At 70.7% G+C, this 16,480-nt stretch carries 12 protein-coding genes; 5 read left to right on the top strand and 7 right to left on the bottom strand.

The window, feature by feature from the left end; translation table 11 throughout:
* Nucleotides 1-73: 73 nt before the first annotated feature.
* The 4 genes from ABZ877_RS17175 to ABZ877_RS17160 all read left to right on the top strand — a co-directional run bounded on the left by ABZ877_RS17175 (nt 74) and on the right by ABZ877_RS17160 (nt 6,048).
* The gene (locus ABZ877_RS17175; protein ID WP_361071171.1) at nt 74-736 is read left to right on the top strand and encodes a response regulator transcription factor; all 663 of its coding nucleotides are present in this window, start codon (nt 74-76) and stop codon (nt 734-736) included.
* A 107-nt stretch (nt 737-843) separates the two neighbouring features.
* A complete protein-coding gene (locus ABZ877_RS17170; RefSeq protein WP_361071168.1) occupies nt 844-2,118 on the top strand; it encodes a ribonuclease D in 1,275 nt (424 codons plus the stop codon).
* 574 nt (nt 2,119-2,692) lie between these two features.
* Entirely contained in the window at nt 2,693-3,919 is a 1,227-nt protein-coding gene (locus ABZ877_RS17165) for an acetyl-CoA C-acyltransferase (RefSeq protein ID WP_361071166.1), read from the top strand.
* Nucleotides 3,916-6,048 (top strand): 3-hydroxyacyl-CoA dehydrogenase NAD-binding domain-containing protein, encoded by a 2,133-nt coding sequence (locus tag ABZ877_RS17160; protein WP_361071163.1) that lies wholly within the window; start codon nt 3,916-3,918, stop codon nt 6,046-6,048. The genes ABZ877_RS17165 and ABZ877_RS17160 overlap by 4 nt, the downstream gene beginning before the upstream one ends.
* Nucleotides 6,049-6,299: 251 nt before the next feature.
* Here ABZ877_RS17160 and ABZ877_RS17155 read toward each other — a convergent pair whose 3' ends face one another.
* The gene (locus tag ABZ877_RS17155) at nt 6,300-7,331 is read right to left on the bottom strand and encodes a hypothetical protein (protein ID WP_361071160.1); all 1,032 of its coding nucleotides are present in this window, start codon (nt 7,329-7,331) and stop codon (nt 6,300-6,302) included.
* Between the two features lie 64 nt (nt 7,332-7,395).
* On the opposite strand from ABZ877_RS17155, the gene ABZ877_RS17150 reads away from it, so the two are divergent.
* Nucleotides 7,396-7,746 carry an NTP pyrophosphohydrolase gene (locus tag ABZ877_RS17150; RefSeq protein ID WP_361071157.1) on the top strand — a complete coding sequence of 117 codons (351 nt, stop codon included), beginning with the start codon at nt 7,396-7,398 and terminating at the stop codon, nt 7,744-7,746.
* A gap of 87 nt (nt 7,747-7,833) precedes the next feature.
* Here the strand turns inward: ABZ877_RS17150 and ABZ877_RS17145 are convergent, their stop codons facing one another.
* The 6 genes from ABZ877_RS17145 to ABZ877_RS17120 form a co-directional block, all read right to left on the bottom strand.
* On the bottom strand, nt 7,834-9,339 hold the full coding sequence (locus ABZ877_RS17145; protein WP_361071154.1) for an amino acid permease: 1,506 nt from the start codon (nt 9,337-9,339) through the stop codon (nt 7,834-7,836).
* A 186-nt stretch (nt 9,340-9,525) separates the two neighbouring features.
* A complete protein-coding gene (gene dxs / locus ABZ877_RS17140; RefSeq protein WP_361071151.1) occupies nt 9,526-11,451 on the bottom strand; it encodes a 1-deoxy-D-xylulose-5-phosphate synthase in 1,926 nt (641 codons plus the stop codon).
* Nucleotides 11,452-11,665: 214 nt separating this feature from the next.
* Nucleotides 11,666-12,919 (bottom strand): sugar ABC transporter permease, encoded by a 1,254-nt coding sequence (locus tag ABZ877_RS17135; RefSeq protein WP_361071585.1) that lies wholly within the window; start codon nt 12,917-12,919, stop codon nt 11,666-11,668.
* A 35-nt stretch (nt 12,920-12,954) separates the two neighbouring features.
* Nucleotides 12,955-13,746: an ATP-binding cassette domain-containing protein gene (locus tag ABZ877_RS17130; protein WP_361071148.1), complete on the bottom strand. Its 792-nt coding sequence runs from the start codon at nt 13,744-13,746 to the stop codon at nt 12,955-12,957.
* Between the two features lie 173 nt (nt 13,747-13,919).
* Nucleotides 13,920-15,047 carry a sugar ABC transporter substrate-binding protein gene (locus ABZ877_RS17125; protein ID WP_361071146.1) on the bottom strand — a complete coding sequence of 376 codons (1,128 nt, stop codon included), beginning with the start codon at nt 15,045-15,047 and terminating at the stop codon, nt 13,920-13,922.
* Nucleotides 15,048-15,168: 121 nt separating this feature from the next.
* Nucleotides 15,169-16,368: an ROK family transcriptional regulator gene (locus tag ABZ877_RS17120; RefSeq protein ID WP_361071143.1), complete on the bottom strand. Its 1,200-nt coding sequence runs from the start codon at nt 16,366-16,368 to the stop codon at nt 15,169-15,171.
* Nucleotides 16,369-16,480 lie beyond the last annotated feature (112 nt).

The raw sequence follows: 16,480 nt of genomic DNA, 5'->3' as shown, positions 1-16,480 counted from the left end.
CTGTGACCTTGAAAGCACGGTTCGTCCCGGCTTCATCCCCGAGCCGGCTCAGTCCGCACCCCCAGGAGGCCTGGTGTCCGTTCTCCTCGAGCAGCCCTCAAGCCTGGTCGCCTACCGCCCGAACAAGCCGACCGCGATGGTGGTCGTGGCCGACCCCCGCGTCCGTTCCACCGTCACCCGCCATCTGTGGGCGCTCGGTGTGCGCGACGTGATCGAGGCCTCGTCCGTCGCGGAGGCTCGTCCCCGCATCGGCAACCCCCGTGACATCTGCGTCGCCGACGTCCACCTCCCCGACGGATCCGGTCTGACGCTCCTCTCCGAAACCAGAGCCGCGGGCTGGCCCAACGGCCTCGCCCTCTCCGCCGCCGACGACATCGGTGCCGTGCGCAACGCCCTCGCGGGCGGCGTCAAGGGCTACGTCGTCACCGGCACCCGTACCAACGTCGGACTGCCCTCGCGGCCCGGCGCCGCCCCGATCGGTGCCGCGGCCGCCCGCATGCACCGCCGCCCCCCGGGTGCCCCGAGCCACCCGGGCGGCTACCGCGAACTGTCCGGGCGCGAGGTGGAGGTGCTCCGCCTCGTCGCCGAGGGACAGTCGAACAAGGCCATCGGCGTCTCGATGGGCCTGTCCGCGCTGACCGTCAAGAGCCACCTCGCCCGCATCGCCCGCAAGCTCGGCACGGGCGACCGTGCCGGTATGGTCGCGGTCGCCCTGCGCACGGGCATCATCCACTGACCGGATCGATCACCTCTGGCCGGATCTTTCCGGTTCCTCTCTCTTCGGCGCCCGTCGACGGAACGTTCCGTCGACGGGCGCCGTCCGTTCACGGATACCCTTGACAGGTGACCGACGCCCAAGAGACCGCAGCAGACAGTTCACTGCGCACCACCGGAGGCGCTCCTCCGGACGACGTCGAGACGGCGCCGATCCCCCTGCTCGAACCGCGCGAGGGCATTCCGCCGGTGATCGCCGACGAGGCCGCGCTCGCCGAGGTGGTCGCGGCCTTCGCCGCGGGCACCGGACCCGTCGCCGTCGACGCCGAGCGCGCTTCCGGTTACCGCTACGGGCAGCGCGCGTACCTCGTCCAGTTGCGCCGCGAAGGCGCGGGCAGCGCGCTGATCGACCCCGTCGCCTGCCCCGACCTCTCCGGCTTCGGCGCGGCGATCGCGGACGCCGAATGGGTGCTGCACGCCGCGACGCAGGACCTGCCGTGCCTGCGCGAAATAGGCATGGTGCCCACCGAGCTGTTCGACACCGAACTGGCCGGGCGGCTCGCGGGCTTCCCCCGGGTCGGCCTCGGCGCGATGGTGGAGAGCGTCCTCGGCTACGTCCTGGAGAAGGGGCACTCGGCGGTCGACTGGTCGACGCGCCCGCTGCCCGAGCCGTGGCTGCGCTACGCCGCGCTCGACGTGGAGCTGCTCGTCGACCTGCGCGACGCCCTGGAGAAGGAGCTGGACCGGCAGGGCAAGCTCGACTGGGCCCGCCAGGAGTTCGCGGCGATCGCGGCGGCGCCGCCCGCGCCGCCCCGCAAGGACCCCTGGCGGCGCACGTCCGGCATGCACAAGGTGCGGCGGCGCCGGCAGATGGCCGTCGTGCGCGAGCTGTGGACCGCCCGGGACCGGGTGGCACAGCGGCGTGACGTGTCGCCGGGCAAGGTGCTCGGGGACACCGCGATCGTCGAGGCGGCGCTCGCGCTGCCCCCCAATGTGCACGCGCTCGCGGCGCTGCCCGGCTTCGGGCACCGCATGGGGCGCCGCCAGCTGGAGCAGTGGCAGGCGGCCGTCGACCGGGCCAGGGCGCTGCCCGACTCCGAGCTGCCGCAGCCCGGCCAGCAGGTGGCCGGCCCGCCGCCGCCCCGCGCCTGGGCCGACAAGGACCCCGCCGCGGCGGCCCGGCTCTCCGCGGCGCGGGCGGCGGTGTCCGCGCTGGCCGAAACGCTCAACATGCCGCAGGAAAACTTGATCACCCCGGACACGGTGCGCCGGGTCTGCTGGGAGCCGCCCCAGTCGGTGACCTCCGACTCGGTCGCGGAAGCCCTCACCGCCCACGGGGCGCGCCGCTGGCAGGTGGAACAGGTGACCCCGGTCCTGGTACGAGCCCTGACGGCCCACGCCTGACCGGTCCTTGCCGCCGGCTCATCATCACCGGAAGGCCGACGGGCGGCTGCGGGTCCTCGTGGGCTGGTCGCGCAGTTCCCCGCGCCCCTGGAGGCATGCGGCTCCGCCGCGCCTCCATCGGGGAGATGGCGCACGAAGTGCGCATCTCAGGGGCGCGGGGAACTGCGCGCCCAGCCACGACGGCGCCGCGGATGACACCTGGCCGACCACGACGGCGCCGCAGAGGACCCGTGTTCGCGGGTGGCCACGACGGCGCTGAGGTTGGCCCGTGTCGGCCATGACGTAGCCGCCGACTATCTGTGGGCGGCCTCGACGGTGTTGCGGACGGTGCCACCAAGGCGCCCCGCCCACGGCAACCCGCAGCCGGTTCACAACCTCCCGGGGCACCCGAAACCGCGCCCCACCTAAAGCACCCCACCCGATGCCCGCCCCCGAGCGGAGCGGAAGTGTGACGTTCGCCGCTTGGCGCGATGGGGCTGGGCAGCGTGGTTACCCACAAGTAGCATGAGGGGGTGAGCGCGCGCTCAGGCGCGCGCCGTGGCAGTGCCGTCCCGCATCTTGGAGGAGAGCCATCGTGCCTCGTACCGTCAGGGACGTCGTCTTCGTCGACGGCGTCCGCACCCCGTTCGGCAAGGCGGGCCCGAAGGGCATCTACCACGAGACCCGCGCCGACGACCTCGTCGTGAAGGCCATCCGGGAGCTGCTGCGGCGCAACCCGAACCTCGACCCCGCCAAGATCGACGAGGTCGCCATCGCCGCGACCACGCAGATCGGCGACCAGGGCCTGACCCTCGGCCGCACGGCCGGCATCCTCGCGGGCCTCCCCCAGTCGGTCCCCGGCTACTCCATCGACCGCATGTGCGCGGGCGCGCTGACGGCCGTGACGACCGCCGCCGGTTCCGTCGCGTTCGGCGCGTACGACGCCGTGATCGCCGGTGGCGTCGAGCACATGGGCCGCCACCCGATGGGCGAGGGCGTCGACCCGAACCCGCGGTTCGTCTCCGAGAAGCTGGTCGACGAGTCCGCCCTGTTCATGGGCATGACCGCGGAGAACCTGCACGACCGCTACCCGCACATCACCAAGGAGCGCGCCGACAAGTACGCGGTCGCCTCCCAGGAGAAGGCGGCGAAGGCGTACGCGAACGGCAAGATCCAGCAGGACCTCGTCCCGATCTCCGTGCGCAACACCAACGCCGAGGTCGGCGAGGTGGGCTGGGGCCTGGTCACCGCCGACGAGCCGATGCGTCCGGGGACCACCCTGGAGAACCTCGCGAACCTGAAGACGCCGTTCCGTACGCACGGCCGCGTCACGGCGGGCAACGCGGCGGGCCTGAACGACGGCGCCACCGCCTCGATCATCGCCTCCGAGGAGTTCGCCCGGGAGAACAACCTCCCGGTCAAGATGCGCCTCGTCTCCTACGCCTTCGCGGGCGTGGAGCCGGAGGTCATGGGCTACGGCCCGATCCCGGCCACGGAGAAGGCGCTCGCCAAGGCGGGCCTGTCCATCGAGGACATCAACCTCTTCGAGATCAACGAGGCGTTCGCCGTCCAGGTCCTCGCCTTCCTGGACCACTACGGCATCGCCGACGACGACCAGCGCGTCAACCAGTACGGCGGCGCCATCGCCTTCGGTCACCCGCTGGCCTCCTCCGGCGTACGGCTGATGACCCAGCTCGCCCGCCAGTTCGAGGAGCAGCCGGAGGTCCGCTACGGCCTCACCACCATGTGCGTCGGCTTCGGCATGGGCGCCACGGTGATCTGGGAGAACCCGCACCACAAGGACGCCGGAGGCGACAAGTGAGCACCACCACCGCTGAGCTCCTGAAGGGCGCGGCCGAGCTGTTCCCCGGCGAGGTCGTCACCTCGGCGCACGTACGCCACCTCGACCTGCCGTACGGCGCCGGGCGCTTCGCGCTGATCACGCTGGACAACGGCTTCGACCACACCAAGCCGACCACCTTCGGCCCCGGCTCGCTCGCGAACCTGAACACCGCGATCGACCAGGTCGAGGCGGAGGCTAAGGCGGGCGAGATCGTCGGCGTCGGCATCACCGGCAAGCCGTTCATCTTCGCGGTCGGCGCCGACCTCAAGGGCGTCGAGCTGCTGAAGAACCACGACGACGCGCTCGCCATCGGCAAGGGCGGCCATGAGGTCTTCAAGCGCCTCTCGGGCCTCGCCGTGCCGACGTTCGCGTACTACAACGGTGCCGCGATGGGCGGCGGCGTCGAGGTCGGCCTGCACTGCTCGTACCGCACGGTGTCGAAGGCGCTGCCCGCCTTCTCGCTGCCCGAGGTCTTCCTCGGCCTCGTCCCCGGCTGGGGCGGCTGCGCCCTCCTGCCGAACCTGATCGGCGCCGACAAGGCCGTCTCGGTGATCATCGAGAACTCGCTGAACCAGAACAAGCAGCTCAAGGGCGCGCAGGTCTACGAGCTCGGCATCGCCGACGCGCTCTTCGAGGGCGCGGACTTCCTGGAGCAGTCGCTGCTGTGGACCGCCCAGGTGCTGAAGGGTGACGTCAAGGTCGAGCGCCCGGACGTCGACCGTGGCGAGGCGTGGGACCAGGCCGTCGCGCGCGGCCGGTTCATCGCCGACTCCAAGGTGCACGGGGCGGCCCCGGCCGCGTACCGCGCCCTGGAGATCATCGCCGCCGCGAAGAGCGGGGACCTCCAGGCCGGGTTCGACGCCGAGGACAAGGCCCTCGCGGACCTGATCATGGGCGGCGAGCTGCGCGCCGGCATCTACTCGTTCAACCTCGTGCAGAAGCGCGCCAAGCGGCCCGCCGGCGCCCCGGACAAGAGCCTCGCGCGCCCGGTCACCAAGGTCGGCGTCGTGGGCGCGGGCCTCATGGCCTCGCAGCTCGCGCTGCTTTTCCTGCGCCGCCTCGAGGTACCGGTCGTCCTGACCGACATCGACCAGGAGCGCGTCGACAAGGGTGTGGGCTACGTCCACGCCGAGATCGACAAGCTGCTCGGCAAGGGCCGCATCAACCAGGACAAGGCCAACCGCCTCAAGGGCCTCGTCTCCGGCGTCCTCGACAAGGCCGAGGGCTTCTCCGACGCGGACTTCATCATCGAGGCCGTCTTCGAGGAGATCGGCGTCAAGCAGCAGGTGTTCGCGGAGGTCGAGGCGGTCGCCCCGGCGCACGCGATCCTCGCCACCAACACCTCCTCGCTCTCGGTCACCGAGATGGCGTCGAAGCTCCAGCACCCCGAGCGGGTCGTCGGCTTCCACTTCTTCAACCCCGTCGCGATCCTGCCGCTCCTGGAGATCGTGCGCGGCGAGAAGACGGACGACGCGGCGCTCGCCACGGCGTTCGGCGTCGCCAAGAAGCTGAAGAAGACGGCGGTGCTCGTGAAGGACGCCCCGGCGTTCGTCGTGAACCGCATCCTCACCCGCTTCATGGGCGAGATCCAGAACGTCATCGACGAGGGCACCCCCGTCGAGGTCGCCGAGAAGGCCGTCGAGCCGCTCGGCCTGCCGATGTCGCCGCTGGTCCTCCTGGAGCTGGTCGGCCCGGCGATCGGTCTGCACGTCTCCGAGACCCTGAACCGCGCCTTCCCGGAGCGCTTCACCGTCTCCCCGAACCTCGCGGCCGTCGTCAAGGCGGGCAAGCGCGGCTTCTACGTGTACGACTCCGGCAAGCCCGAGCTCGACCCCGAGGTCGCCGCGCTCCTCAAGCAGGGCGATGTCGTCCTCACCGAGGAGCAGGTCCGCGACCGCGTGCTCGACGCCGTCGCCCAGGAGATCGGGCTCATGCTCGACGAGGGTGTCGTCGCCGAGGCGCAGGACATCGACCTGTGCCTGATCACGGGTGCGGGCTGGCCCTTCCACCTGGGCGGGATCACTCCGTTCCTGGACCGGGAGGGTGTCTCCGAGCGGGTCAACGGCAAGCGGTTCCTGGAGCCGGGCGTCGCGTCCGTCCCCGCGTAACGGGGGACGCGCTCTCCCGTACGGCTGAGGGGCGCGGGGCGACTGCGGACCGGCTGTGGCTGGTCGCGCAGTTCCCCGCGCCCCTTTTGACGACCCGGCGTCACGCGTGCGCCGCGTCTAACGGGTCGCGGCCCGTCCCTGATGTCTGGGTGCGTAGGCGGCTGCGGGTCGGATGTGGCTGGGCGCGCAGTTCCCCGCGCCCCTTAACAGACCCGCGCCACGCGCGTGCCGCGTCTAACAGGTCGCTGCGTTTACTCCACCCCGTGCCATGCCTCCATCGCCAGGCCCGGTTCGGCCTTGCGGTGGGTGAGGTGCATGCGGGGTGGGTTGCCGGGGGTGTAGGTCGCGGCTACCACGCGGTCCGTCGCGTCCTTCGCCAGGGCGATGCGGGCGTCGGGGGGCAGGGCGGGGCCCGACTCCGCCCACCAGGCGCCCGCCGACTCCATCTCGGTCGGGTACGCGGCGAAGGCGACCCGGCCGCTGTCGGCGCGCTGGGCGAGCAGGGTGCAGTCGACCCCGTCCAGGGAGCAGCGGATCAAGGAGACGGCGCCGGGGCCCGCCGCGTCCACCAGGCGCACGGGGGCCTCGTCGCCGCGCCAGACGCACAGGGCGCCGTCCTCGTCCGTGAAGTACAGGGTGGTGTGCTCGGGCGAGGTGGCGAGGGCCCGCAGGGTGTCGGGCCGGGCCGTCGCCGGGCACGGCTTCTCGTCGAGGACGGGGTTGCCGCCCGGCTTCTCCTGCCGCCAGCGCAGGATGGATTCGCCGGTGGCCGCGTACAGGGTGATCAGGCCCGACTCCCCCGCGACGGCGGCGAGTTCACCGCGTACGCCCTTGCCCTTGAAGTCGCGCCAGGGGCCCCAGCCGCCCTTCTCCGCTTGCGCGCGCATGCTGACGCCACCGCCCCGGTTGCGGACGAAGACGTGGGCGCGACCCTGCGCGTCGACGGCGACGGCGGGCGGGCCCGTCCGGTCGCCGGTGCGGTTCGGGTGGCCGATCGGCATCCAGTCGAGCGCGGCGAGGTGCGGCTGGAAGTGCGTCGAGTGGACGAGCCCCGACTCGCCGGGGACGGTGGGGCGCCACGACACCAGGTGGACGTAGCCCGCGGGCGCCTGGGCCAGGGCGAGGACCGGGTGCAGCCGCTGGTCGCCGCCGACCGTGCGCGGGTCGCTCCAGGGGCCGCCCCGGACGCGCTCGGTGCGGCAGAGGACCGCGTCGCCGTCGGGGGTGAACGCGTAGGCGCAGAGCCTGCCGTCGCGTCCGCGTATCAGCCAGTCACCGTTCACCGTTCCACTTTAAGTGGCGCAGGCCCATGCCCTCACCGCCGCCCCTGGCACGTACGGTTCCCGTATGACGACTCTTGTGGTGGTGGACGGCGCGAACGTCGTCGGTTCCGTCCCCGACGGCTGGTGGCGTGACCGCCGCGCCGCCGCCGTACGCCTGCGGGACCGCCTCGCGCACTACGCGCGGGAGCACCCGGACGAGGAGGTCGTCCTGGTCGTCGAGGGCCGCGCCCGCGGGGTCGAGCCGGTCCCCGGTGTCCGGATCGAGGAGGCCCCCGGCGAGGGCGACGACCACATCGTGGCGGTGGCGGCGGCCGCGACGGGCCCCTGCGTGGTCGTCACGGCCGACCGGGAGCTGCGCCGCAGGGTGGAGGAGAAGGGCGCACGGTGCGCGGGGCCCCGAATGGTCTACCCGTAGCGATGGCCACCTGACCTACGGGTACGGCCCGCACCCCGCGCCTGACTCGCGCCTCGCCGGCCGCGGAATCTCCCGGTCGGCCTGAGGTCACTTCGCGGTGCCGGCGCCCAGCCGACTGTGCCGACGGCCGTACACGAAGTAGATGACCAGGCCGAGCACCATCCAGGCGAGGAACCGCAGCCAGGTCTCCACGGAGAGGTTCAGCATCAGCCACACCGACGCCGCGACCGAGGCGATCGGCAGGACGGGTACCCACGGCGCGCGGAAGGCGCGGGGCAGGTCGGGGCGGGTGCGCCGCAGGATGATCACGCCGAGGGCGACGACGACGAAGGCGAACAGCGTGCCGATGTTGACCAGCTTCGACAGCTCCTCCAGGGAGACGAACCCGGCGAGCAGCGCGGACGCGACACCGAGGATGATCGTCGAGCGGTAGGGCGTACGGAACTTCGGGTGGACGTCGCTGAACACCTTCGGCAGGAGCCCGTCGCGGCTCATGGCGAAGAAGACGCGGCCCTGGCCGAGCAGCAGGATCATGACGACGGTGACGAGGCCGATGATGGCGCCGAAGTTGATGAGCCCGGCCCAGAACGGCTGGTCGATGGCCTTGAACGCGTCGGCGAGCGGGGCGTCCGCGCTGAGGGTGCTGTACTTCTGCATGCCGGTGACGACGATGGAGACGCTCACGTACAGGGCGGTGCAGATGGCGAGGGAGCCGATGATGCCGCGCGGCACGTCCTTGGCCGGGTCGATGGTCTCCTCGGCGGCGGTGGCGACGACGTCGAAGCCGATGTACGCGAAGAAGACGATGGCGGCGGCGGTGAAGATGCCCATGACACCGAAGGCCGACGGGGTGTAGCCGAAGATCGATTCGAGGAGCGTGGCGCTGAGCCCGGAGCCGCCCTCGACGTCCTTCTGCGGCGGGATGAACGGCTTGTAGTTGGCGCCGACGATGTGGAAGCTGCCGACCGCGATGATGATCAGGACGACGAGGACCTTGACGGCGACGACCAGCGACGTGACGTGCGCGGAGAGCTTGACGCCCGCGACCAGGACGCCGGTCATGACGAGGATGAGCAGCACGGCGGCGAGGTTGAAGCCGAACTTGCCGTCGTGCGGGCCGACGAGGACGGCGGGCAGCGGGATGCCCCAGCTGTCCAGGAGCGACTGGACGTAGCCCGCCCAGCCGACGGAGACGGTGGCGGCGCCGAGCGCCAGCTCCAGGACGAGGTCCCAGCCGATGATCCAGGCGACGAACTCGCCGAGCGAGGCGTACGCGAAGGTGTACGCGGATCCGGCCACGGGGACGGTGGAGGCGAACTCGGCGTAGCAGAGCGCGGCGAGCGCGCACACGATGCCCGCGACGACGAAGGCGAGGGCGACGGCGGGGCCCGCGTAGTCCTTGGCGACAGTGCCGGTGGTGACGAAGATGCCGGCGCCGATGACGACGCCGACACCGAAGACCGTGAGGTCGAGGGCGGACAGCGATTTGTTGAGCTTGTGCTCGGGCTCCTCGGTGTCCTGGATGGACTGTTCGATGGACTTCGTTCTGAACAGCCCGCTGCGTGCGCGTCCCGCGTCTGGCGTGGTGGTCACCGGCTACCTCCGTCGTCTGTCGTCTCCGACATGATTCGGACAAGTAACCGCCGACCGACCGATCAGTCCTGCGCGTTCACGCGAAAGAGAGCGAGGCCGGACCACCCTTTGGGTGATCCGGCCCAATGTTCGCGGCTGACCCGCCGTCGTGGCTGGTCGCGCAGTTCCCCGCGCCCCTGACGGGGCTCAGTCCCTGGCCGGCTCCATCTCCTGCGCGGAGCGGTCGCGCTCGTTGCGGCCGTCCAGCTTGGCCACCAGGCCCGTGACCTGGCGGGCGATGTCGGGCGCGGTCAGACCGATTTCGGCCATGACCTCCTTACGAGAGGCATGGTCGAGGAACCGCGGCGGAATACCGAAGTCCCGCAGCGGCACGTCGACGCCCGCGTCCCGCAGCGCCTGGGCGATGGTCGAGCCGACACCGCCGACCCGGGAGTTGTCCTCGACGGTCACGACGACACGGTGGCGCTCGGCGAGCGGCGCCATCGCCTCGTCGACGGGCTTGACCCAGCGCGGGTCGACGACGGTCGTGGTGATGCCCTGCTTGTCGAGCAGGTCGGCGATCTCCAGGCACATCGGGGCGAGCGCGCCGACGGAGACGAGCAGCACGTCGGGCCGGTCGCTGCCGGGCTCGCGCAGGACGTCCATGCCCCCGACCGTGGAGACGGCCTCGACGGCGGGGCCGACCGCGCCCTTGGAGTAGCGCACGACGGTCGGTGCGTCCTCGATCTGGACGGCTTCCCGCAACTGGGCGCGGACCTGGTCGGCGTCGCGCGGCGCGGCGATCCTGAGGCCGGGGACGACCTGGAGGATCGACATGTCCCACATGCCGTTGTGCGAGGCGCCGTCGGTGCCGGTGACCCCGGCCCGGTCCAGCACGAACGTCACGCCGCACTTGTGCAGGGCCACGTCCATCAGGAGCTGGTCGAAGGCGCGGTTGAGGAAGGTCGCGTAGACGGCGAAGACGGGGTGCAGGCCGCCGGCGGCGAGGCCCGCCGCGCTGGTCGCGCCGTGCTGCTCGGCGATGCCGACGTCGTAGACCCGCTCGGGGAACCTGTCCGCGAACTTCTTCAGGCCGACGGGCTGGAGCATGGCCGCGGTGATGGCGACGATGTCCTCGCGCTCCTCGCCGAGCTTGACCATCTCGTCGCCGAAGACGGAGGTCCAGTCGGCGCCGGACGCCTTGATGGGCAGGCCGGTGTCGGGGTGGATGGGGCCGATGCCGTGGAAGCGGTCCGCCTCGTCCTGGAGGGCGGGCGTGTAGCCGCGGCCCTTCTCGGTGAGGCAGTGCACGATGACGGGGCCGCCGAAGCGCTTGGCGCGGGTCAGCGCCGACTCCAGGGCCTCGATGTCGTGGCCGTCGATCGGGCCGACGTACTTGAGGCCGAGGTCCTCGAACATGCCCTGCGGGGCGATGAAGTCCTTGAGGCCCTTCTTGGCGCCGTGCAGGGTCTCGTAGAGCGGGCGGCCGACGACCGGGGTGCGCTCCAGGAGGTCCTTGCCGCGGGCGAGGAAGCGCTCGTAGCCGTCGGTGGTGCGCAGGGTGGCCAGGTGGTTGGCGAGGCCGCCGATGGTGGGGGCGTAGGAGCGCTCGTTGTCGTTCACGACGATGACGAGCGGGCGGTCCTTGGCGGCGGCGATGTTGTTCAGCGCCTCCCAGGCCATGCCGCCGGTGAGCGCGCCGTCACCGATGACGGCGACCACGTGGTCGTCCTTGTCGAGGACCTCGTTGGCCTTGGCGAGGCCGTCGGCCCAGCCGAGGACGGTGGAGGCGTGGCTGTTCTCGATGAGGTCGTGCTCGGACTCGGCCTGCGAGGGGTAGCCGGAGAGGCCGCCCTTCATCTTCAGCTTGGAGAAGTCCTGGCGTCCGGTGAGCAGCTTGTGCACGTAGGACTGGTGGCCGGTGTCCCACAGCACCTTGTCCTTCGGGGACTCGAAGACGCGGTGCAGGGCGATGGTCAGCTCGACGACGCCCAGGTTGGGGCCGAGGTGGCCGCCGGTCTTGGAAACCGCGTCGACGAGGAAGGACCGGATCTCTCCTGCCAGCTGGTCCAGCTGCTCCAGGCTGAGCCGGTCCAGATCGCGCGGTCCCGTGATGCGGGTCAGCAGCGGCACCCGTGCCTCCTTGCGATAGAGCTGTGAGTAGCTGGTTGAGCTGTTCGAGTTTGCCGGGCTTGTCGAGTCTAATGTTCCGCTCCCGCTCGCGGCGGGCGGGCCGGGCGTTCGCGGCCCCGCGTTCGGCCGACCGGTCCTCCCCCGCGCATGACTGTGCCCGGCGTCGTCCTTGACGCCGGGCACGGTCGGCCCAGGTGGACCCGGGGGAAGGCGGTCAGGCGCGGCCGGCCGACTTCTGGGTCTTGCGGCTGATCGAGTCGATGACGACCGTGGCGAGGAGCACACCACCGGTGATCATGTACTGGATCGGGGTCTCGATGCCCTGGAGGGCGAGACCGTACTGGATCGAGGTGATGACGAGCACACCGAGCAGCGCGTTCCAGGTGCGGCCCCGGCCGCCGAAGAGGCTGGTGCCGCCGATGACGGCCGCGGCGATGACGTTCATCAGGAGGTCACCGGCGCCGGCGCTCTGGTTGGCCGCCGCGATCTTGGAGGCCCAGAAGAGGCCGCCGACCGAGGCGAAGAGGCCCGCGATGGCGAAGACGGAGACCCGTACCGCGGTGACGTTGATGCCGGCGCGGCGGGACGCCTCGACGCTGCCGCCGAGCGCGAAGACCTTGCGGCCGTAGGAGGTGCGGCGCAGCACGAAGTCGGAGCCGACCAGGACGATCGCGAAGAGCAGCACCGCGAGCGGCAGGCCCTTGTACTGGTTGAAGATGATCGCGACACCGAACGCGGCGATGGCGAGCAGCACCGTGCGCAGCACGATGTCGCTGAGCGGCCGGGACGGGATGCCCGCGGCCTCGCGGCGCCGGTTGGAGAGGAACGTCGGCACGAAGTAGGCGACGACCGCGACGACGGCGAGCCCGTAGGCGGCGGCGACGTCGGAGAAGTAGTAGTTCGTGAGGTTGCCGACGACGCCTTCGCTGTCGATGTTGATCGTGCCGTTGGAGCCCAGGATCTGGAGCATGAAGCCGTTCCAGAACAGCAGGCCGGCCAGGGTCACGGCGAAGGCGGGGGCGCCGATGCGGGCGAAGAAGAAGCCGTGGATGGCGCCGATGACGGCACCGGCCGCGAGGGCGGTGAGGACGGCGAGCCACTCGTTGACCCCGTGGGTGACGCTCATCACGGCCATGATCGCCGAGGAGACGCCGGAGACGGAGCCGACCGACAGGTCGATCTCGCCGAGCAGCAGTACGAAGATGATGCCGACGGACATCATGCCCGTGGCGACCATGGCGACGAAGATGTTGTTCAGGTTCTGCGCGCCCAGGAACGCCGAGTTCAGGCTCTGGAAGATGACGCAGATGACGATGAGGCCGATGACGACGGGTATCGCGCCGAGGTCACCGCCGCGCAGCTTGCGCTTGAACTCGCCGACGTAGCCCGCGAAGCCCTGCTCGCGCACGAGGAGGCGGGGGTCGACGGCGGCCACGGCGGCGCCCGCGGCGGGCGGGGCCGCGTCCACAGGGGCCTTGGTGACCTTGGTGGTCTTGTCGATGCTCACTTCTGAGCCTCCGCGTTGCTGCGCGCCGCACGACGGGTCACGGCGTTGTCCGTGGCGCCGGTGATGGCGGAGATGATCTCTTCCTGCGAGGTCGTCTTGACCTCGAACACACCGTTGTTGCGGCCGAGCCGCAGCACGGCGACCTTGTCGGCGACGGCCTTCACATCGGCCATGTTGTGGCTGATGAGGATGACCGCGTGGCCGCGCTCGCGCAGCCGCTCGACGAGGTCGAGGACCTGCGCGGTCTGCTCGACGCCGAGGGCGGCGGTCGGCTCGTCGAGGATGACCAGCTTGGGCTCGCCGAGCATGGAGCGGGCGATGGCCACCACCTGGCGCTGACCGCCGGAGAGGGAGGCGATCGGGATGCGCACGCTCGGGATGCGGATCGAGAGGGTCTCCAGGAGCTCGCGCGAGCGGCGCTCCATCTCGATCTCGTCGAGGACGCCGCGGCGCTTGATCTCGCGGCCCAGGAACAGGTTGCCGACGACATCGATGTTGTCGCACAGCGCGAGGTCCTGGTAGACGGTCGCGATGCCCAGGTTCTGGGCGTCATGGGGCTTGTTGACCGCGACGGTCCTGCCGTCCCACTCGATGCGGCCCTCGTCGATCGGGTGCACCCCGGCGATCGTCTTGACCAGGGTGGACTTTCCGGCACCGTTGTCGCCCACCAGGGCGACCACCTCACCGGCGTGGACCTCAAGCTCTACATCGGTGAGCGCCTGGACGGCACCGAATCGCTTGGAGACCCCGCGCAACGCCAGCACGGGCGTAGCGGACACGTGAACCATCTCCTTCGCCGCCAAAGGCCTGACCCGGCGGGAGGTTGAACAGAAGACTGAGGGGGTGTTCCGTCCGGCGCCCCGCCGTCGAGCTTGCGGGGCTGTTTGCGGCGGGACGCCGGACGTACTCACACAGGAGCGCTACCGGAAGGGGCGCGCAAGTCCCGTGCGGGACAGGGGGGTTACTTCAGACCGATCTTGTCGCAGGCCGCCTTGTACTTGGCGGTGCAGATCTCGCCGAGGGTGTAGTAACCCTCCTTGATGACCGTGTCCTTGATGTTGTCCTGGGTCAGGGAGACGACCGGGACGATGACCGCGGGGACACCCTTCTCGGTGCCGCTGTCGACGGTGCCGGTGGCGATGGAGCTGTCCAGCTTGCCGTTCTTGGCGATCGAGACGGCCATCTTGGCGACGGTCTCGGCCTCCTGCGGGTACGACTTGAAGACGCTCATGTACTGCTCACCCGCGACGATGCGCTGCACACCGGCGAGCTCGGCGTCCTGGCCGGTGACCGGGGGAAGCTTGCTCACGCCCGCGCTCTTGAGCGCGGTGATGATGCCGCCCGCCATGCCGTCGTTCGCGGAGTAGACGCCGGCGATCTTGTCCTTGCCGACCGCGGAGATGGCGCCTTCCATGTTGGCGTTGGCGTTCTCCGGCTTCCACTCCTTGGTGTCGTACTCCTTGGCGACGGTCACCTTGCCGTCGAGGACGGAGTGGGCGCCCTTCTTGAACTGGGCGGCGTTGGGGTCGGTGACCGCGCCGTTCATCATGACGATCTTGCTGCTCTTGGTGGCCTTGGAGCCCAGGGCCTTCAGGAGCGCCTCGCCCTGCGTCTTGCCGACCTCCTCGTTGTCGAACGAGGTGTAGGCGGAGATGGGGCCCTCGGCCAGGCGGTCGTAGGCGACGACGGGGATGCCCGCGTCCTTGGCCTTCTTCACGCCGCTGGCGACGGCCTTGAAGTCGACCGCGTCCAGGATCAGCACGTCGACCTTCTTGGTGATCATCGTGTCGATCTGCTGCGACTGGAGGGTCGCGTCCTGCTTGGCGTTGAGGTACTCGAGCTTGCCCTTGCCATTGGTCAGCGTGGATATCTGCTTCTCAATGATCGGCTTGTCGAACTTCTCGTAGCGCGCGGTCTGGTTCTCGGGAAGGAGCAGGCCGACGGTGATGTCGTCGCCCTTCTTGCCCGTCGAGGCCTTGTCGCCGCTGTCGTCGCCCTTGGACTCCTTGGCGGAGCCACAGGCGGCGAGCGAGACGGCCATGGCAGTGGCACAGAACGCAACGGCGGCACGACGCATACGCGTGTTCACTTCAGAAACCTCCCTGACGAGGCCGCGACGTTGCGGCCGAGGTGGCTGGAAGTCAACTCGGCCGCAACCCCAGCGTCAAGGAGTAAATCCTTAACGAGATGGCAACGGTGTCATGCGTTCTCTAAGTGAAGGCAGGTGTCACGGTGGGCACGGTGCCGTCCAAAAGGGTCGAATCACCCATCTCGCTGAGCGCCAGGGCGAGCGCCCCGAGCACCTCCGCACGGCCGCCCAACGCCCCGGGAAGGACGGAGAGTTGGCGGGCGGCGCTGGGGATCGCATAGCGCCCCACGGACTCCCTGATGGGCCCCAGGACCAGCTCCCCGGCCTCGGCCAGGTCGCCGCCGAGGACGACCCGGCTCGGGTTGAGCAGATTGCAGAGGTTCGCGACCCCGGAGCCGATGTGCCGGCCCACGTCCGCGATCACCCGGCGGCACCCCGGGTCCCCGTCGCGGGCGAGGCGGACGACGCCCTCCAGGGTCAGATCGGTGCCGTGGCTGGACTGGAGCAGCGGCAGGACGTACCGGGCGGCCGTGAAGGTCTCCAGGCAGCCGCGGTTGCCGCAGCGGCAGACCGGGCCCGACTCGTCCAGCGTGATGTGGCCGATCTCGCCCGCGGTGCCGCCGGGCCCCCGGTAGATCTTCCCGTCGATGACGAGCCCCGCGCCGACGCCGCTCGCGACCTTGATGTAGGCCAGGTCCTTGACGCCGCGCCCGCTGCCCCAGACCAGCTCGCCGAGGGCGCCCAGGTTGGCGTCGTTGTCCACGTGCACCGGCACGCCCAGGCGGCGGCCCAGCTCCTCGGCGGGCCGTGTCCCGGTCCAGCCCGGCAGGATCGAGGTGGAGCCGAGCGTGCCGCTCTCCACGTCGATGGGGCCCGGCACGCCGAGCCCGACCCCGGCCACCTTGGCCCGGTCCACGCCGGTCGCCGCGACGAGCCGCTCCACCAGCTCCTCGGCGCGGTCGAAGCCCTGCGCGGCGCTCGCGTCCACGTCGAGCGGCTCGGACTCCTCGGCGAGCACCTGGTGGGCCAGGTTGCCGATGGCCACGCGCAGGTGCGTGTGGCCGAAGTCGACGCCGATCACGATGCCCGCGTCACCGCTGAGCGAGACGCTGCGGGCCCTGCGCCCCCCGGCCGAGGTGGGCGTGACCTCGACGGTTCCGCCGTCCTTGAGCTCCCGGACGATGTTGGAGACCGTGGCCGCGGACAGACCCGTCGTCCTCGCGATCTCCGCCTGCGTGAGCGAACCGGCGAGCCGCACGGCGCGTACGACCCGCTCCAGATTGGCCCGGTGCAGCGACGACTGCGACCCCGGAGTCTCCATTGACTCTCTCCACCTCTGCCCCTGGCCCGCGCCGCACGGCGTGACGTCACACCGCGTGACCGGGCCTTGTACAAGTTATGAACTCCAAGCTCCGCTGAAGTGCCATCTGCCG

Source organism: Streptomyces sp. NPDC046939 (assembly GCF_040644575.1).
GTDB lineage: Bacteria > Actinomycetota > Actinomycetes > Streptomycetales > Streptomycetaceae > Streptomyces.
This window is presented reverse-complemented; position numbering and strand designations above follow the sequence as displayed.